Origin of the sequence: Phyllobacterium zundukense, from assembly GCF_025452195.1 — a bacterium.
Classification (GTDB): domain Bacteria; phylum Pseudomonadota; class Alphaproteobacteria; order Rhizobiales; family Rhizobiaceae; genus Phyllobacterium; species Phyllobacterium zundukense_A.
Window position 1 is genome coordinate 940189 of sequence record NZ_CP104973.1, and the last position, 18359, is coordinate 958547.

The window sequence follows — 18359 nt, forward strand, 5'->3', positions numbered from 1 at the left end:
TGCTTTAGTCAGCAATTGAAAAGAATGTTATTCTTGTCGGCATTCGCGATGAGTCAACGACCATCTTGATCCAAGGCCGTTAACGGGGGACCTATGGAGGATGTCAGGAAATGGTTGAACAAGCTGAAGCTTGATCACTTCGCCGATGCGTTCGCGGAATCGCAGGTCGACTTTGATAGTCTCCCCCTCCTCTCGGACAGTGACCTGCAGAGCATGCGGATTCCGCTCGGCCCCAGAAAAAAGATCCTCGCGGGTATCGCGCGATTGGTCGAAGAAGGCAGTGGCGAACTGTCCCAAATTTCGGGCGAGCGCCGTCCGTTGACCATTCTATTCTGCGATCTGGTCGATTCAACCGAATATGCGGTTCTGCTTGATCCGGAAGATTTCAGCAAACTGACGCGAGACTATCTGCGGCAGTGCAACAATGCGGTGAGACGGCACAACGGCATTGCGGCCAACTATATCGGCGACGCTTTCCAGGCGTTGTTCGGTTACCCGATCGCTGAAGAAGACGACGCGGAGCACGCACTTGCCCTGGCCTTCGATATTCTGAGGCTCGTACCCGAGATTCCGGTGGCGGCAGGACCGCCTTTAAGGGTCCGGATAGGAATAGCCAGCGGCCTCGTGGTTGTGGGGGATTTTCTCGGAGCGCCTGCGGGCGTGTCTACCGTCGCTTTAGGATCGATACCCAACCTTGCACAGCGGCTCCAGACAATGGCGCAGCCGCAAACGATCTTGACGGATCAACAGACTCACGACAATGCCGCCGGCGCATTCGAATTCATTGATCATGGCCCGCAAACACTTAAAGGTTTTTCCAAGCAGATACACGTCTGGCAAGCCGAAAAAGAGCGGATTCTGGAGAACCGCTTCGCCAAACGAACGCAATTGACGGAACTTGTTGGCCGCCGCAATGAAATGTCGCAGGTGCTCGAACTCTGGCGAGATGTAGCTTCTGAAAACCGCGGTCAGGCAGCACTTGTTTTGGGCGAAGCCGGTATCGGCAAGTCGCGCCTCATTTTCGAAGCTCAGCGTCGCATGCCACAATGTACATATTTGACGCTGCAGTGTTCGGCCGCGTACTCCAACAGTGCCCTGTTCCCATTTCTCACATTGCTCAAACGCTACGCCGGAATTCACGGCGACGATCCTGCGCACCGTCTGGAAAAACTCGAGGCCATTCTCGCTCTGAGCGACGTTCCCCTCGCCGAATCCCTGCCCATATTTGCGGGGTTGCTTTCCATCGACCAACGGCGTTACCCACCGTCTGAACTGACGGCCCCCCGGCAGCGCAGTGTTTCGCATCGCATAATCATCGACTGGCTCCATCACGTATCGCGTATCAACCGCGTCCTGTTGTTGATCGAGGACGAACAATGGATCGACCCTTCTTCGAGTGATGTGCTTGAGGCGCTCCTGGAAGAGGTTGCATCGTTCCCGATGCTGATCCTCATCACAACGCGAGAGAAGACACTTTGCAGGCCCCCGAAAGTGGAGAACCTGCACGAGATCGCACTCAAGCGGTTAAGCGACTACGAAGCTCATATACTCGTCAGCAATGTCAGCGGCGGCAAACCCCTGGCGAGCGAAATTCAAACCTCTGTCCTGAACAGAGCCGAGGGCGTTCCTCTCTACGTCGAAGAATTGGCGCGGGCAGCTCTGGAGACCGGCGGTCCACTCTTTCCTTCCGAGTCGGAGGTGCGGGAGCAGTCCGTCGGGGTTCCGAATTCGCTGCAATCTTCGCTGTTGTCACGTCTCGACAAACTTGGCCCCGGCAAGATGATCGCCCAAACCGCTGCGGTCATTGGACGTGAATTCGATCTCAAGTTGCTAAGCCGGCTTAGCGGTCTGTCGGCTCGCTCCTTGAATGCCGCATTGCGTCACCTTGTCGAATCCGGGTTGTTCGCACCCCAACCCGACCGGAAGAGCTACGTATTTACACATGCGCTGCTCCAGGAAGCCGCGCGCGACACGCTGTTGCGGGAACGCTGCCGGCAACTTCATGGCAAAGTTGCGGAGGCTATTCAGAAGATCTATCCCAAACTGGCAGCCGAACACCCCGAGCTCTTGGCACAGCACTATTCGGAGGCCGGCGAGTTCGAAAAGGCAGCTGACTGCTGGCTGGCTGCTGGTCTCAACGTTGGCAAGACCTGGGCCAAAGTAGAAGCCGCGAACATGTTTGCACATGGCGTAGAATGCCTGCAGAAGCTTCCGGCTACGCTTGAGCGCAAAGAGAAGGAGTTGCGGCTTTGGCTGGAGATTGGCGACGTGCACTACGCGACATTTGGGTATGTCACGCGCGAAGGCAGCGATGCATACCGAAACGCCATGCAGTTGAGTGACGAGCTCGGCGATACGGAGTCGCCTGTCCGGGCGCTCGACGGGCTCTTCGGCACGGCCTTCAACTCTGCGCACTTTGCCGATGCCGAATGGGCAAGTGACCGGTTGCTCGACATTGGCAGTAAACGCGACCATATCAAGGCCCGGGTACTGGGACTGCAGTTCAAGGGCATGAGTCTGTTTGCTCAAGGTAATCTGAAAGGTGCCCGCGACTATCTCGAACGTTCGCTTGGGTACGAAGCACATAAGGACACAATCGGCAGCGACTTTCCGAGCATGCCGATGCTTTACCTCGCCTGGACGTTGCATTTGCTCGGTGAACATCAAAGGTCAATCGACCTCTATAACGCTGCGGAACTCGATGCACGTCAGCAGTCGGCTTACAGACTTGCCGCCTGCCTTGGTAATGGTTGCATTCTGCTGGCATTGCGCAATGATGTCATCAAACTACGCGAGCTAAAGGATGAGCTCATCCCTTTGGCAAGGGAGAACGGATTTCAGCTGTGGCTGAATATGGGTTCTTTTTTCGAGGGCTGGGCCATGGTCCGCGCCGACCGCAACTTTGACGGCTTGGAAAAGATGCGTAAGACCTGCGATAACCTCGGCGATCAAGAGATCGACAAATCTTGCTATCTGGGGCTACTGGCCGAATGCTATCTCCAGGCCCATGCCATCGAGCAAGCATCTGACGCCGTCGACGAGGCGCTGGATCTCGTGAGCAACACCAACGAAAACTATTTCACGGCGGAGCTGCTTCGGCTGAAAGGCGAAGTGCTGCGTATGAAAAATGCACCTGGCTTTGCCGAAGCGTTGTTTAAAAAGGCCATTGCCTTTGCGCGCAAACAAGGGGCGCGGTCGTGGGAGCAGAAGGCCACCCACAGCCTGAATGAACTGCGGCGCTCGTCCGATGGCAAGATCCAGAACGATCGGCCCTCTTCACTCGCATGAGACGTCAGCGTACAGAACATGATCAGCCTGCCCATAGGTGATGTTGCTTTGATCGAAGCAAAACCTCTTGGGCATTATGCGAACGAGGTAACGCCGATTGCATTGGGCAGGTAAATCCAGCCTGAAGGTCCGCATATCCTTTGACGGAACGGGGTCCGTGAGTTTCGAATGGCCGAAGTAGGAAACGTTGCGGATCAGCATAGCCGACCCCGACGTCCCTGTCTCATCGTCTATGGCGACAAAATTTTTATCCGTCGCCTGCTCCAAACCAGGATAGTCTGATGGTGACGGCGCTGCGCCTGACATCGGAATTTCCGTTGATTTGACCGCCACATTGAACCGCACGTCGTCCCGTTGCGGAACATTGCCGTAACTGTTCAAATAGCGCCAACTCAGCCCAACTACCCGGTCGGCAATCGCTTCTGCGCCCGGCGGGCGTACAACGTCAATGGACAGGCCCTCGGGCTTCGAGTGATCGCCCTGCGCCGCCACCCCTGGTGTGGGACAGGACGTATAAAGCGGCGTGTAAGCGCACTCATCTCCCCCTGCTCCCCACAGACAATTGCTCAACACGCTCCAGTCGGAGGCGCTGATTTCGGGTGGAGCAGCCGACAGTTCATTTCCGTCGATCGGAACCATCCAGGGATGAATTTTCCCCGGGCCGGATCGGGACGCCCACTTCGTCCGGTGAGAGTTTATTTCCCGCAACTTGCGCTGCTCCGCCTTGAGCCGAAGAAACTGAGACCTTTTCGGATGTGCAATGACCGGGTCTCGTGCCACTGCATCGGCGGCAAAGCGCTGCCCCGTCGTTTGCGTCGTCAAGGTATGACACTCCGTGCAGTTTCCCGTCGGATCCTGGACCGTCATGGCGCGTTCGAGATCGACGCGATAGGTGGCGGTGTAACCGGATCCTATAACCCGGAACGGTGTTGACCTGCGCCGCGGCGCCGCGGGGAGCAAACTGCCCAGACTGAAGGCAGACGCTTTCGGATCATGATTTCCGGCAAGGTAGCCTACTCTCGCCTGCTGGATATTGGGGTTGATGACATAGGCACCTTTGTTGTCGTGGCACGCAGAGCATTGCACCTGGAATGTCGGATCGTAAAGGGCTTCTGCGGCTGCTCGGCCCTCGTTGTCGTGATAGGAATGGCCACCTGGCGGCACAAATTTCTGCGACCAGTCGAATTCGCTCCAGTCTTTTCTGCCGTCAAAGAACACGATCTCGCCTGAGCGCCTGTTGAAACCGATGATGCCGAACAGCGCAAACTTCGGATTTGATCGCTGCCAATAGGGGATGGGTTCCACCTCGAGGTGGTGGCTCGATTTGCGGCAAAGGAAAAGCCATTCCACATTGCCATTTTCGACACGGTTCAGTCTTGAGTTCAGGCCGCAGTAAGTTGCGCTTCCAGTCAGTGAAGGCTTGTCACATCGCGCAACACCGCTTGTCCATTTGACCACTTTCCCCTTGATATCGCGGTGCTCGAATTCCAGTGGATGCCCTGCCTTCCCGGGGTTGGGTTTAAGGTCGACAAGATTGCCGTCGATTTGCAAGGGTATTGTCTTGGCCGCGCCGTCCGTGCAGTCCCCGTCAGGAATCGGACCGAACACAGCGCGTGTTTCATCCCCGAACCGGGTGATCGTCTCGCCGCTCGCCGACGCCGGCTCCCAAAGGAAATGTCCATTCCAGCGCTGCACCGTCTCAGCAAAAGAAATCTTATCAAATCCGAGACTACCGCTGCTGAGCCGGTCCACGTCGCTGCCTTGGGAGTATCTCGCCAAACCCTGAGTGAGGGCGACGACCGCGGCTCCGATAATGAGGATTTGGCCGATGTGCCTCACTGGCGATTCCGATAAAGTTCAACGTGCCCGGAATTCGATCTTGCGCCCATCGGTGATGAGCGTGATTCTCGAAAATTTCCAGACACCTCCTTCCCGCCTGAACACGGGTCTAAATTCACCGGTGTAGTCGAGCACCGGCGTTTCGATATCCGAGTGTTGGAGCGTCACCGCCAAACTTGTTTTCCCCTGGATGGTGTCTGTGTCCACGGAATTGAGCAATGCGTTGCTTTGAATATGCCGTGTCTGCGTACCCAGCCGCCCAAGTTCGTCGAAGACGCCGCCGAGATATATCTCCAGCTGGCCTTTGTCGGTCCTCTTGAGAATCTGTTCCCCGGCTGCATCGCACAATTCATAGAACACATCGTCCGTAAAAAGCCCGTCCAGCTGACCGAAGTCGTGATCGTCCAGAGCCCAGTTATAGCGATGAATCAATTTCAAAATTGCCCTGGCATCCGCGGGTCCGGGGTCGCTGGGATTTATCAGCCAGTCCGCTTGCGGACGATTCTCACACGCCGGCACAGCGGCAGACCCTCCCGTTGAAGGCGCACTTCCAGCCTGCTTGGTTTGACCCGTCTGCGCTATCGCTGTTCCAGCGACGACGAGGCAGAGTGAGCAACCGATCATCAAAGCTATCATTCTAGCCCAATCGGCAAAAAGCTTCCTGTCCATGACTGACATTCCAACCTCCTTTAACTCATGACTTTTAACAGACGTGCCTTGACCCGCAGTTGATTCTAATTCTCACCAAGCGAAGTTGGTCACCTTCGCGCTGAAGACGATGCGTGGTATGTGCCAGTGCTGGATCCTTGTTATCCTTGTCGCCCTTGTGATCCCTGTCCCCGAATTCGCCGTAGTTGACGAGGCCTTTGATAAATAATTGATCGACGAAAGCTGTTGCAGCCGCTTCGGGGCTGGGCGGCTCCATCGAGCTACCGTCCGGGGTTGCGCTTCGTGCTATGGTATTTACCGGGTCCGACGGCATCTGAACGAACAAGGGCTCGTTCAGTCCATAACGAGATGGATCAAGCGGAGCGAGTTTCGGCATGTAGGTTTGATTTATTCCTTCGTCTGCATCCGCACCGATCGTACCGTTCAGCAACGACATAATGGTTGAGGCCGATTCAAGTGACAGAATGTTGCGACGGACAAAGGCGGCTCGGAAGATCGCCGGATACGCAGGATTTTTTGCGGCACTTTTCTGCACGATCTTGGCCGCAACTTCCGCATAGTAGTTGGTCACGATCCCGGCAGATTTGACCGCCTCAACCATTATGTCCCGCATTTCCTCAGTAACCAAAAGCAACTGAGCTGAAGTTGGAGCAGGATAAAGGGAGAGCATACCTGCCAACGCCTCGAATATGGCGTTGGTAAAAATCCTTGAGAACGAATGCGAATCCGGTGTGGTGGGGGCGCTCGATGGCAGGGTGCTGGGGTCGCGATAGCAGAAAAACTTCACCGCATTGCGCAGGCAATCCGGATCCGCGTCGTCGGGAAAGTGGATGTGAAGGGCTGTCCCGAATTGCTCAGCAACTCGGGACAGTCTTGAGTTGCAGTATAGATTGCCGCCCGTCGACACCAGAATGGAATCCCGCATCGACGGGATTTGAAGCGAACATAGTATTGCACTGATATCGCCGAACGATTCATGAAAGGCTTCGACTTCCAGGGAAGTTGTAATCCAAAGATGTGGCTGGATCGCATCAAGCATGGCATGACCCAGCTCATGGCAAAGCATGTCAGGGCTTGCCGCAGCATAGATGTTCCCGGTGGAAGTTACCCCGTGATAGAAGTTCAGCGCTCGCCGATCATAGCTGGCGTTCCACCCGGGCCCTAGATCCAGGCTCACGCCAAGGGCAGGACCGCGAAGCCATTCACACCTGTCGACCTTCGGGCCCCAAAAATCTGCGCCTCGCCGCAAAGCTGCAGCAGCGTTCCAGTATCTAAACTCCCGCGTGTCCGGAAGTGGGTTGGGATTGAGACTAGGCGGCGGAAAAGTATATTTGAACGGAATCGTGCTGATGCTGGGTTTGTCAGCCATTACCAATACACCGGAAGCAGGATCGTTCTCCCAAATCAGAATCTGCTGGGCGGCCATGATACATCCCCCAAATGACCAGAACTGCGCCGGCGGGCACGGTGTATTATTCGAAGTTCTGACAGTCATTCACAGTTGCGAATACGGAAACAGCGTATAAACGCTGCTATAAGATCAAAACTGTAGAGCTATAAAAATGCGTCCTCCGGGCAAATTTCATTGTATTGTTGCCCGATTGCCCAATCACAGCTCCCCCATGAGGTAAGTCGATTGATTGTTCACTTACCCTGTATGATATAGCAATCTGGAACAACTATGAATACGTAGAACGGCTTAGCCTGATTACCGCCCATCTCCGCCCAAATGGATATAGCCGAATTGCAGGCTCTTCTTTTTCTTCAACTGACTTCACAATACATCGAAGAAATGGACGCAAGTTTTGCGGACTGAATGGAGAGACGCAATGCCGGAAACTCGCCCTATGTCAGAAGAAGCACCTAACCCGAACGTCAGCCAAAGTGCGATCTCTGGTTCCGCATCCGGTCACCTGGCTTTGGTGCCAACATGGCTGCCCCTCGAGGTCGTCCCGAGTCCCACATATTCCGCGGGCAGTGGTGGCGACGGCATTGCCATTGGTCTTATCAGCAGCATGCCTATGGCGATCTTCCAACCCTCCAATGCCGCCATTGCTGGTCCCAACACCGCGGTAGAAGCGCATCAGGGTAACAACGCCTTGATCAATCAGCATTCCACAGCAATAGCCGGCATGGGCGGAGACGGTGGAAACGGCAATGTTGCTCTCGGCGGGGGCGACGGCAATCACAATTCCGGAAGCGGTGGCAACGGGCTCTTCTTCGGTGGCATGGTGAGTTCGGATGTCGGTGTATTCGCGCCTGTCAACACTGCCATCTCGTGGGGCAGCGGTTCATCCGCTGTTGCCAGCCAGTCAAACAATTCCGTTATGCACCAAGGCGCCACGCAAATTGGCGGTGTCGGTGGTTCCGGCGGGGATAATAACGGGACATTCGACAGCACTCCCGGAGGCGTTGGAACACATACCTACACGGGAGATATGTTCGGCGGCCATGGCGGCAACGGCTATTTCATGGGCAGTATGGTCGACGTGAATGTTGCTATCTTTTCACCGATCAATATCGCCGTCGGCGCGGCGGGCGGCTCCGCCGAAGCGCATCAGACCAACAACGCGATTTTTGACCAGGGTGGCATCCAGATCGCGGGTATCGGCGGCGATGGCGGCGGATTCAATTTGAGTTCGGATACGATTTTCACCGGCAACCACAGCGGTGGCAATGGGGGTTCAGGCTTCTCGAACGGTAATTTCGTCGATCTCAATGTCGGCGTTTATCATCCGATCAACATTGCTGTGCCCGCGGGCGGCACAGCGGATGCCCAGCAGATCGATAATGTGCTTTTCGATCAGCACTCATTCCAAATGGGCGGCATCGGCGGCAACGGCGGCGACGGCAGCCTTGCTGATAATCACTCTGCGCTGGTGGATGATATTCTTTCGTTCCTGCACACCTAGAGCAAATTCTTCCCAGACTTCTCGCGGTCTTCGAAACCACGCTTCTTGTGGACGATTTTCGATGCGCCGCCAATCGGCGCGCCGCGCCGATGTAATAACCACACCCCGTCGCCAGATACACACCCCACCCAAACGGACGTCCCCGAATATCCGGCTAGTTCCCAAGCAAAATCGCGAGCACTCTTTCCAGGCGGTTAATCTGCCTGACGATGACGTCGCGGGTATCTGGCCGTGGGAGAAACACGGAAAAACTTAGTAAGGAGTAATATTATGCCTATTCCACAAATGTCTGACACGATCCAGCTGAACAATTCCGATGCTGGCGATGCAAATGCCGGTAACGGCGGTGACGGCTACAACAAGGGAGATATCAGCTTCAGCCCCAGCGCCTACTTCAACGCTTCACAAACGGTAGAGGGTGCTCATACCAAATTGTATAACGGCGATGACGTTTGGCAAAAAGCCAGTTGGGAAGCCAAGGACGCCGGCAACGGCGGCGATACCTCGGCGCATCATGGTCTCATTGCAGCAATCACCAACAATGGTGACGGCGGTGCCGGCGGCGACGCCAACTCCAATGGCAGCCAGTCCAACTCCAGCGGAGGCAATACGGCAACGGTTGCTGCAGCCACGACGGCCACTCAGGTGAATGAGCTCATGGCCAGTCAGGATGCCACTATTATCGCTGGCGTCGGTGGTAGTGGCGGCAACGGCAACCTGGCACTGGGTGGCAACATCGAGTCGACAGCGGTTCATATCGATCCCACGACCGTCAATAATACTCTCGACCATTTCGTCAACGTCCTCGGAACGATCGATCAGCACGATCTGGGCTCATAAAATCAATTCGCCAGGATCGCCGGTTGTGACCGGCGATCCTTAAATCCGGACGGCGACACCAGTTGGCTGTCCAATCAGTGAGCACCTGACCATGACAACGAGTCTCGTACAATCGCAGCGTCAACCGACGCATCTGGTGGTAGCCCTTCGTGCTTGCGCTGGAGCCTTCGGTCTGGTCTTCGTCTATAGCTGCGGTTACAACCTCTTTCTGCTCGCACCGTCCATCTATCTCCTGCAGATATATGATCGCGTCTTGTCCAGCCGCAGCACCGATACGCTGCTGATGTTGACGCTCATCATAGCGGTCGCCGTCATCGTCGGATCCGTGCTTGATATTGTCCGGCGCGCCGCCCTATCTCGCATTGGAAGCTGGTTCGACCATCGCTTGCGGCCTTGTGTCCTCACGGCATCGTTCGAATATGCGGCGAGAGCCGATGCGGGCGTGGCTACCGATTGCTACCGGGACCTCGCCTCTCTGCGCCAGTTTCTCGATTCGCCCGCAAGCGCACTGCTTTTCGACGTGCCGTGGGCGCCAGTTTTCCTGCTGCTGCTTTTCCTCGTACATCCCTTGCTCGGAGCAATCGGTGTCTTGAGCGCGATCGCATTGTTATTGCTTGCGCTGCTTACCGAACTCGCCACGCGGGAACCACTCACCCACGCGAATGTTGCGCTGGCAAGGAGCTACGCCCGGTTTGCCACAGCGCTCAAATATATCCAGGTCATCCGCGCGATGGGCATGCAGGATGGTGCTGCACAGATCGTCTATCGCGATGCGGAAGTCGCAAGGAAAGCGCAAGACAGCGCCATGCACCGGACCGAGATCATCCTTGGTTTTTCCAAGTCCATTCGCACCTTGACCCAGATACTCGTGATGGGTGCCGCGACGTGGCTGGTGCTGGCCGAAAACAGCAGCCCCGGTATCATTTTCGTCGCCAGCCTTCTGCTCGGTCGTGGGCTCGCTCCAGTCGAGGGCGCGATCGGCGCCTGGCGTTCCTTTGCCTATGCCCGCAACGCTTTCAACCGTCTCAACAAGATGCTCATTGCTGTTTCCTCGGACGCCGACACGCGTATGGTGCCGGTCCCCGAACCCAGCGGCCTTATCCTTGACAATGTCAGTTATGCATTGCCCTTTTCCGGCCGGCCACTGCTGAGCGGCGTCAAGCTTCGGCTCGCCCCGGGGGACTGCGCGGCGCTGATTGGCCCTTCTGGATCGGGCAAGTCGACGCTCGGCCGCATTATCGCAGGCGTCCTCCAACCCTCCAGTGGATGCGCGCTTCTTGGCGGTGTCGACATATCTGCCTTGCGTCTTTGCGGAGGAACCCACCACATCGGGTATCTGCCGCAGGACATCGAGCTTTTCGGCGGCGCCATCAAAGATGTGATCGGCCGGCTCGATGGTTCAGGGCCCGGTAAGGCAATCGAAGCGGCAAAGCTCGTTGGTCTGCATGATGCGATCATGCGGCTGCCGCAAGGTTACGAGACCGACGTCGGCGAAGGCGGCAACTTGCTGCTGCGCGCGCAACGCCAGCAACTCGGACTTGCCAGGGCAGTTTATGGCTATCCTTCCTTGATCGTCCTCGACGATCCGAACTCCAGTCTCGACTATGACGGCGAGCGGGTTTTGTTCAATGCGATCGAACGCATGAAGGCAAGGGGAATGACGATCGTCGTCATAACCCACCGGATGGGAATACTGCCTGTCACCAACAAAATCGCAATCATGCGCAACGGGACCGTCGATGCATTTGGAGATAGCGACGAAATTTACGACACTTATCTTCAACCGCCATCGAAGACAGGGACATAAGGATGTTTGCCATGGCCCTCGTTCAATTCGGCATTCCAGAAAAATTTACAGGCGCCTTGAGCGCAATCCGGCACAGCGTCCAAACGTCAGGAATCAAAACACGATTCTTGATCTATGCGCCGACACCAAACACCTCGACAGCCTTGGCACCAATATCCCCGATGCCGCGGCTTCGCAGGGTCGCCTTGGTTGGCAACCTTTTGATTTGTACCTTCATCGTTGGTTTCGGCGCCTGGTCTGTCTTTGCGCCTTTGAAGAGCGCCGCGATCGCCTCGGGTGTGGTTGAACCCGAATCGAGCCGCAAAACGATCCAGCACTTCGAAGGCGGTATCATCCGGCAAATTCTCGTCAAAAATGGTGACGCGGTCAAAGCCGGTCAAACATTGATTCAGCTTGAAGATACAAAGTCTCGCTCTGAGCGCGACGCCTTGCAGGGTCAACTTTGGGACGCCCAGGCCAACCATGCGCGCCTGACCGCCGAGCGGACGAGCAGCGACAACGTCGTCTATCCCGCAGACCTCGCGGCGATCCGAGCCACGAACCCGGCTGTCGACAGCATTCTAACGGGACAGCAGCGTATCTTCGCGACACGCAGGATGGTTATGCGATCGGAGATCGCAATCACCCAGAGCAAGATGGAGCAAGTGCAACAGGAGATAGCGGGCCTGACAGCACAAAAGGCGGGCCTGACGCAACGAGCCGAAATCGCGCGGCAGGAACTCGCAGTGGTGACGCCTCTCGTGGCGAAGGGCATCGAGAAAAAGAGCCGGCTTCTCAATCTCAACCGTGAGAAAGCCGATATAGATGGTCAGCTTGGTGAAGTGACTGCCCAAATATCACGGGCTTATCAGGTGATAGGCGAAAGTCAGGCTTACCTTGTCAAAATTGAGAATGACCGGTTAAACGAAGTGGCCCAAGGTCTGCGCGACGCCGAGAGCCAGATCATGCAGCTGAATGAGCGACTTCGGGCAATCGATGATCAACTCTCAAGGACACAGATCAAGGCACCGGAAGATGGCGTGATCATGGATCTGCGTATCCATACGGCGGGCGGTGTCATCGGTGCTGGCGAACCCATTGTCGATCTGGTCCCTCGCGAAGGGCGGCTTATCATTACGGCACATGTCCGCCCGGAAGATATCAACCTCGTGCACTCGGGGTTATCCGCACAGGTTCACCTCCTCCCATATAATCAACGTCGGGTGCCGCTTCTCAAAGGCCTCGTCGAATATGTTTCCGCAGACCGTCTTGTCGACAAGGCCACCGGTCTACCTTACTACGCGGCGACGATCCGAGTGACGGATGAGCGCCTGCCCAAGATGAAGAATGTTGGTTTGGTTCCCGGAATGCCGGCCCAGACCTTGATCGAAACGGGGGAAAGCACTGTGGCTTTTTATGCAGTCCGGCCGCTCATAGACAGTTTCAACAGGGCATTCCGCGAGGATTGAGCAGGAACTTGATCGGTCGATGATCGACGAAGCCAGTACGGCATGCCATCAAGCTCCGCGCTGTCCAGGTCGTAAACTCATACTGTCGGAGGGAGATGGTGCGATGAGCAAAAGGAAATTCAATGACGACGAGGTTATGAACATTCTCAAGGCACATCGCAGCGGAATGAGCGTGGCCCAGTTATGCAGCGAACATGGTATCAGCGAGCCGACGTTCTACCGGTGGCAATCCCTGCAACTCAGAAATGCCGGCTTTGACGTGAAAAGGCTCAAGGCCCTGGAAGACGAGAACCAGAAGCTCAAGAAGCTGTTGGCCGAAGCCATGCTGGCAGCAGCGACACTCAGCGAGATGCTTGCCAATACGCCATCAAGGGGAAATGCCTAGAGCAAATTTTTCTATTCAAAAACTTGCTCTAGGTTCCGGAATTATGAGGCAGTGTATTCATGATCCGTGGATGGCGCCTGCCCCAGCCGCGCAACCACCTCCGTCCGATTCTGGACGTTGAGTTTGCGCATGATGTGCTGCAGGTGCATCTTCACGGTGTTGCCCGACAGGTTGAGCTTTCCCGCAATCACCTTGTTCGGGTGACCGCGCTGCAATTCTGCGAGAACGTCCGCTTCGCGCGGCGTGAAATCTGCAACGCTTAGGTAACGTGCGCTTCCATTCCCGTTTGTCCGGTTCTCGCGGGCGGCGTATCTGTCGCTTTTTGGCATCTCGGCAACAAACGTGCCGAGCGGATTTGGACAAAATATGCCGCCTGCAAGAACCAGCCGTATTCCGGCAATCGCTATCTCAATGGGCAGCGAGGTGGTGAAATACCCGCGAACTCCCATCGCCAGCGCATGCGAGGCCATCGCAGGATCGTCCGTGCTGGATAAAAGCGCAATCGCAGCTTCAGGAAAGAGCTCGGATATTGCAGCGAGGTCATTGTGCAAACTGGAGCTTTCGACGTTTCGTCCCGCCACATCCAGTGCGACCAGACGCACGTCCATACCGATGGCGCTATCGAGGTTATCGATGCCCATCATGTCTATAAAATCCCAGCCAACAACTTCGTGCGCAAGGAGTCTTACGATAGTCGTCCTTGCAAGCGTGTGTTGGTCTATGATTATAACGGCAGGAACTTGACGCGCCCGACGGCGTTTTGTTTCATAATTGGACACTGCTCCCCCATTCTCCCCGTCTCTGCAGAGTTTGAATGCAAATGCCACATTCACATATTATATCTCTTTACTCTTCCTGTCGTGATAAAATTGGAAAAATACTACCAATTAGTTAGGGTCTCCTGAGAAATGACCCTGATCATACTACCGAAGGATTTAACCCGACGGCCGCTGATATGATGAACAGGATAAGGCCGGCGAACGGGAGGAATGACAACAGTGGCCTTGCCACGTCGCAATAATCGACATTGAGGAGACCATTATGTGCCGCAATATAAAGACACTGTTTAACTTCGATCCACCTGCAACCAAGGATGAGATCGACGCTTCCGCTCTGCAATTCGTGCGTAAGCTATCTGGTTTCAACAAACCTTCGCAGGCCAACACCGAAGCTTTCGATCGCGCCGTCAAGGAAGTTTCAGATGCTGCGCGGCGTCTGCTTGCCTCTCTCCATACTCAAGCGCCGGCACGTGATCGGACTGTCGAAGCCGAAAAAGCACGCGAGCGCTCAAGGGCACGCTTCGCACAGGCTGGGTAGGGCACAATGTCCTACCCGACCCGCAACATGCGGTAGGCGAGTTGAGAGCCTCTCGACCTGGCGCCCATAGTCGAGCCAAACAGGTTTCGTTATTTGGACAACGCATGCCCGAGTGCGGCACCTATTGCGATGCCAACCACTATTCCCATCGAGATGCTGCCAAACATTGTGTTTCCAAGCATCGCGCCGATGCCAATACCGAAGGCTATTCCGAGAGCCATGCCTCAAGACTTGCCCAACGTTATGACGAGAATTGGGCAACACCGCTCGTAAGGCTGAACTGCGAATATATTGGAAACCTGCTGAGAAATTTGGTGGAGCCAAGCGGGATCGAACCGCTGACCTCTTGCATGCCATGCAAGCGCTCTCCCAGCTGAGCTATGGCCCCATTCAAAATGGCCGTTTAGGCCGCCGGGCGAACCGGCAAACTGTCCGGCAAGGTCTGGAGCCTTGCCTCTTGCTTTCGCGAAGATGGCGGTACTTATCGCCCGCCGTCCGGAAGATCAAGTCCTGTTCACCGGATTTTTCGGTGAACAGGAATAATCAAAATCAATTCTCGTCGTCGTCGCCAATACCACCGCCAAGAATATCGGTGACATCGTCATCCTCATCTTCTTCGTCGGTTGCGAGGAACGTGTCGTCGTCATCCGTGTCCTCGACCTCGACATCGTCATCCCCGATATCCGGGACGTCGTCGCCTTCGGCGTCAGCTTCTTCAAGAGCAACGAATTCCGGCTTCTCGAGAGCAACGTCGAGCTCTTCCGTCTCGACCTCTTCCTCTTCCTCGCGCGCGGACGAAGCGGTGCTATCGAAATAGCTGAGCGGATAGCTCTTGCCCGTATAGGGCGAAACGATCGGATCGCGATTCAGATCGTAAAATTTCTGCCCGGTCTCCGGGTCAACTCGCTTGGTGCCAAGTTTTGGATTCGCCACGTTTTGCCTCGTCTTGCTGCGCTCGCCTGCGACCGGCTGATATCAGGTCCCTGTTGGCCCCAACCGTTTACGCCGATACTCATCAAAATGAATTTGCGGTCCCATAAACGCAATTCGACGCATTTGTCAAAGCGAAAAAAGCTTGTATCGATCATTGAATTTGCAAGATGACCACACTGGCAAGCTGTGTTAGTAGGATGCCCGCATCCCAATGACCTTCTTTTATCGCGATTGATCCTCTCCATGTCCCATTCCGCGCCGACGAAACCCGCCACTGCCCGCCGCTCACAGGCTCTCTCCGGCGATATCCGCATTCCCGGCGATAAATCGATTTCGCATCGCTCCTTTATGTTTGGCGGGCTCGCTTCCGGCGAAACGCGCATCACCGGTCTGCTCGAGGGCGAGGACGTCATCAATACGGGCCGCGCCATGCAGGCAATGGGCGCGAAAATCGCCAAGGAAGGCGATGTGTGGGTCATTCAGGGAACCGGCAATGGCTGCCTGCTTGCCCCGGAAACGCCGCTCGATTTCGGTAATGCGGGCACGGGCGCGCGCCTGACCATGGGTCTCGTTGGCACCTACGCCATGGAGACCACCTTCGTGGGCGATGCTTCATTGTCGAAGCGGCCGATGGGCCGCGTACTTGATCCCTTGCGCGAAATGGGTGTCCAGGTTTCCGCGGCGGAAGGCGACCGCATGCCGCTGACGCTGCGCGGTCCGAAAGTCGCAGCGCCGATCACCTACCGCGTGCCGATGGCCTCAGCGCAGGTGAAATCCGCCGTGTTACTCGCCGGGCTCAACACGCCGGGCATTACGACAGTCATCGAACCGGTCATGACGCGCGATCATACGGAAAAGATGCTGCAAGGGTTCGGCGCCAACCTTTCCGTCGAGACCGACAGGGATAATGCGCGCCACATCCGCATCGAAGGTCAGGGGAAGCTGACCGGCCAGACCATCGACGTGCCGGGTGACCCGTCGTCCACGGCTTTTCCGCTGGTTGCGGCCATCATCGTGCCGGGCTCAGATATCACCATTCGCAATGTGTTGATGAACCCGACGCGCACCGGGCTTATCCTGACGCTGCAGGAGATGGGCGCGCACATAGAAATACTCAATGCGCGCCTGGCCGGCGGCGAGGATGTCGCGGATCTGCGCGTTCGCGCCTCCGAACTCCACGGCGTCAATGTGCCCCCAGACCGCGCGCCGTCGATGATCGACGAATATCCCGTGCTTGCGGTTGCGGCCTGCTTTGCCACTGGCGAGACGGTGATGAACGGGATCGAGGAGCTGCGCGTCAAGGAATCCGATCGGCTTTCTGCTGTTGCCAACGGCCTCAAGGCCAATGGCGCCGATTGCACCGAGGGTCATGACACGTTGAGCGTTCGCGGCCGTCCGGATGGCAAGGGCCTTGGCGGCGGCGCAGTCGAGACGCATCTAGACCATCGCATCGCAATGAGTTTTCTTGTCCTCGGCCTCGCTGCCGAAAAGCCTGTCACAATCGACGATTCGACCATGATCGTTACCAGCTTCCCGGAATTCATGGACATGATGACGGGAATGGGTGCGGAGATTTCCGAACTCGAAATCTGAAAACGAGCAAGAAAGTCAGCGATGACCGAGCTCATATCGCGTCTCACCGTATATTTCCTGTATGCCATGTCCAGCGTGCCCTTCCTTGTCTGGGCAGGACGAAGCGCCTATAGCGGCACGGTCGCGAGCACGGCGCCGGCGCCGTGGCCGGGTATAACCAGCACGATATTTCGCGTCCTTCTTCCTTTGACGATCATCTTCCTCTATGCGTGGAACGTCTCGGCCGGTGCGGAGGCAGAGAATACGAGCGAGTGGGTACCATTCCAGTTTTTGCTGCTACCGCCGGCACTTGGATCTATCGCCGGATACGGTATCGGTTATTTCATGGGCAAGAGAAGGATCATCTGATGTTTTTCCTGCTGACGTCATTTGTCGTCGTTGCCATTCCCTATGTGATCGAACGGTTCGGTCTTCGGGTTCGCTTTGGCCTGTTTGCGCTGCTGTTCTGGCTGTTCGTCTTCCAGTTCGTGCTGATCTTCAGCATCGACGCGCTGCTGCAGAATTTTGCAACGTCCATGCCCGACTTGCTTGAATCCATGTTGACGACGCTCGGTGGCTTTGCTTTCGTCACAATCGGAATCACGCCTATCATCACCCTTGTTTTGGCTGCGGCCTATCTGCTCTTTGCGCTCGGACAATGGTTGTTCGACAAGGATGAGAAAGACCTGCCGACACCGCAGACGCACTTTACGGTCGCGATCGATGGCCCCGCGGCTTCTGGCAAGGGAACGCTCGCCCGCAGGATTGCCGAGGCTTACGGTTTTCATCACCTGGACACGGGCCTGACCTATCGCGCCGTCGCCAAGGCTCTGATCGATCAGAACATGCCGCTGGATGATGAATTTCTCGCTGAGAAGGCGGCGCGCAGTGTCGATCTGACGAAGCTTGATCGCGCTGTTCTGTCCGCACACGCTGTCGGCGAAGCCGCATCAAAAGTTGCAGTCATGCCAGCAGTGCGCCGTGCGCTCGTCGCCATGCAGCACAGTTTCGCCGAGCGCCCGCCCGGTGCCGTACTCGACGGGCGCGATATCGGCACAGTCGTCTGCCCCGATGCGCCGGTGAAGCTCTATATCACAGCGTCGCCCGAGGCACGCGCCCGAAGGCGCTATGATGAAATCAAGTCCAATGGCGGCGGCGCCAATTATGAGGAAATTCTCGAGGATCTCACGCGCCGCGATGCCCGCGATATGGGGCGCACCGATTCGCCGTTGAAGCCCGCTGCCGACGCGCACTTGCTAGATACGACGGAAATGGATATAGAGACCGCGTTTCTTAGCGCTAAAACCCTGATTGATCAGGCTCTCGCGAAGAACACGCATTAAGGGCTG

15 protein-coding genes and 1 tRNA gene are annotated in these 18359 nt (G+C 56.2%); 10 read left to right on the forward strand and 6 right to left on the reverse strand.

The window, feature by feature from the left end; translation table 11 throughout:
- The first annotated feature begins 93 nt into the window (after positions 1-93).
- Entirely contained in the window at positions 94-3288 is a 3195-nt protein-coding gene (locus N8E88_RS16955) for an AAA family ATPase (RefSeq protein WP_262294699.1), read from the forward strand.
- On the opposite strand, the gene N8E88_RS16960 is transcribed toward N8E88_RS16955, so the two are convergent.
- From N8E88_RS16960 to N8E88_RS16970, 3 genes are read right to left on the reverse strand one after another with little or no spacing between them, the layout of a single operon-like run.
- A complete protein-coding gene (locus N8E88_RS16960; protein ID WP_262294700.1) occupies positions 3277-5127 on the reverse strand; it encodes a hypothetical protein in 1851 nt (616 codons plus the stop codon). The two genes, N8E88_RS16955 and N8E88_RS16960, sit on opposite strands and share 12 nt — an antisense overlap.
- Before the next feature lie 18 nt (positions 5128-5145).
- Complete coding sequence (locus N8E88_RS16965) at positions 5146-5805, reverse strand: nuclear transport factor 2 family protein (RefSeq protein WP_262294701.1); 660 nt, start codon at positions 5803-5805, stop codon at positions 5146-5148.
- 25 nt (positions 5806-5830) lie between these two features.
- A complete protein-coding gene (locus N8E88_RS16970) occupies positions 5831-7222 on the reverse strand; it encodes a gluzincin family metallopeptidase (RefSeq protein WP_262294702.1) in 1392 nt (463 codons plus the stop codon).
- A 403-nt stretch (positions 7223-7625) separates the two neighbouring features.
- On the opposite strand from N8E88_RS16970, the gene N8E88_RS16975 reads away from it, so the two are divergent.
- The 5 genes from N8E88_RS16975 (at position 7626) to N8E88_RS16995 (ending at position 13188) form a co-directional block, all read left to right on the forward strand.
- Positions 7626-8708, forward strand: a complete 1083-nt coding sequence (locus tag N8E88_RS16975) for a hypothetical protein (protein ID WP_262294703.1) — start codon at positions 7626-7628, stop codon at positions 8706-8708.
- A gap of 270 nt (positions 8709-8978) precedes the next feature.
- Positions 8979-9548 (forward strand): PE-PGRS family protein, encoded by a 570-nt coding sequence (locus N8E88_RS16980; protein WP_114429816.1) that lies wholly within the window; start codon positions 8979-8981, stop codon positions 9546-9548.
- 91 nt (positions 9549-9639) lie between these two features.
- Positions 9640-11355 carry a type I secretion system permease/ATPase gene (locus N8E88_RS16985; RefSeq protein WP_262294704.1) on the forward strand — a complete coding sequence of 572 codons (1716 nt, stop codon included), beginning with the start codon at positions 9640-9642 and terminating at the stop codon, positions 11353-11355.
- Positions 11356-11366: 11 nt separating this feature from the next.
- Positions 11367-12803 carry an HlyD family type I secretion periplasmic adaptor subunit gene (locus tag N8E88_RS16990; RefSeq protein WP_262294705.1) on the forward strand — a complete coding sequence of 479 codons (1437 nt, stop codon included), beginning with the start codon at positions 11367-11369 and terminating at the stop codon, positions 12801-12803.
- A 19-nt stretch (positions 12804-12822) separates the two neighbouring features.
- Positions 12823-13188, forward strand: a complete 366-nt coding sequence (locus tag N8E88_RS16995; RefSeq protein ID WP_262294706.1) for a transposase — start codon at positions 12823-12825, stop codon at positions 13186-13188.
- Between the two features lie 41 nt (positions 13189-13229).
- On the opposite strand, the gene N8E88_RS17000 is transcribed toward N8E88_RS16995, so the two are convergent.
- Positions 13230-13967, reverse strand: a complete 738-nt coding sequence (locus tag N8E88_RS17000) for a response regulator transcription factor (protein ID WP_262294707.1) — start codon at positions 13965-13967, stop codon at positions 13230-13232.
- Positions 13968-14229: 262 nt separating this feature from the next.
- On the opposite strand from N8E88_RS17000, the gene N8E88_RS17005 reads away from it, so the two are divergent.
- Positions 14230-14505: a DUF2277 domain-containing protein gene (locus N8E88_RS17005; RefSeq protein ID WP_114429812.1), complete on the forward strand. Its 276-nt coding sequence runs from the start codon at positions 14230-14232 to the stop codon at positions 14503-14505.
- Positions 14506-14817: 312 nt separating this feature from the next.
- On the opposite strand, the gene N8E88_RS17010 is transcribed toward N8E88_RS17005, so the two are convergent.
- Both N8E88_RS17010 and N8E88_RS17015 read right to left on the reverse strand, forming a co-directional pair.
- Positions 14818-14893 (reverse strand) — tRNA-Ala (locus N8E88_RS17010).
- Positions 14894-15054: 161 nt separating this feature from the next.
- Positions 15055-15438: a TIGR02300 family protein gene (locus N8E88_RS17015; protein WP_112529620.1), complete on the reverse strand. Its 384-nt coding sequence runs from the start codon at positions 15436-15438 to the stop codon at positions 15055-15057.
- Between the two features lie 243 nt (positions 15439-15681).
- On the opposite strand from N8E88_RS17015, the gene aroA reads away from it, so the two are divergent.
- From aroA to cmk, 3 genes are all read left to right on the forward strand, one after another.
- Positions 15682-17031: a 3-phosphoshikimate 1-carboxyvinyltransferase gene (gene aroA, locus N8E88_RS17020; protein ID WP_262294708.1), complete on the forward strand. Its 1350-nt coding sequence runs from the start codon at positions 15682-15684 to the stop codon at positions 17029-17031.
- A gap of 21 nt (positions 17032-17052) precedes the next feature.
- Complete coding sequence (locus tag N8E88_RS17025; protein ID WP_262294709.1) at positions 17053-17379, forward strand: hypothetical protein; 327 nt, start codon at positions 17053-17055, stop codon at positions 17377-17379.
- Between the two features lie 317 nt (positions 17380-17696).
- Positions 17697-18353 (forward strand): (d)CMP kinase, encoded by a 657-nt coding sequence (gene cmk, locus N8E88_RS17030; protein ID WP_262295509.1) that lies wholly within the window; start codon positions 17697-17699, stop codon positions 18351-18353.
- The last annotated feature ends 6 nt before the right edge of the window (positions 18354-18359 follow it).

Bases quoted from the DNA above. Each gene is read 5' to 3' on its own strand.
- N8E88_RS16955 (WP_262294699.1), top strand. From the start codon at position 94: ATGGAGGATGTCAGGAAATGGTTGAACAAGCTGAAGCTTGATCACTTC.
- N8E88_RS16965 (WP_262294701.1), bottom strand. From the start codon at position 5,805: ATGTCAGTCATGGACAGGAAGCTTTTTGCCGATTGGGCTAGAATGATA.
- N8E88_RS16970 (WP_262294702.1), bottom strand. From the start codon at position 7,222: ATGGCCGCCCAGCAGATTCTGATTTGGGAGAACGATCCTGCTTCCGGT.
- N8E88_RS16975 (WP_262294703.1), top strand. From the start codon at position 7,626: ATGCCGGAAACTCGCCCTATGTCAGAAGAAGCACCTAACCCGAACGTC.
- N8E88_RS16980 (WP_114429816.1), top strand. From the start codon at position 8,979: ATGCCTATTCCACAAATGTCTGACACGATCCAGCTGAACAATTCCGAT.
- N8E88_RS16985 (WP_262294704.1), top strand. From the start codon at position 9,640: ATGACAACGAGTCTCGTACAATCGCAGCGTCAACCGACGCATCTGGTG.
- N8E88_RS16990 (WP_262294705.1), top strand. From the start codon at position 11,367: ATGGCCCTCGTTCAATTCGGCATTCCAGAAAAATTTACAGGCGCCTTG.
- N8E88_RS16995 (WP_262294706.1), top strand. From the start codon at position 12,823: ATGATCGACGAAGCCAGTACGGCATGCCATCAAGCTCCGCGCTGTCCA.
- N8E88_RS17005 (WP_114429812.1), top strand. From the start codon at position 14,230: ATGTGCCGCAATATAAAGACACTGTTTAACTTCGATCCACCTGCAACC.
- aroA (WP_262294708.1), top strand. From the start codon at position 15,682: ATGTCCCATTCCGCGCCGACGAAACCCGCCACTGCCCGCCGCTCACAG.
- N8E88_RS17025 (WP_262294709.1), top strand. From the start codon at position 17,053: ATGACCGAGCTCATATCGCGTCTCACCGTATATTTCCTGTATGCCATG.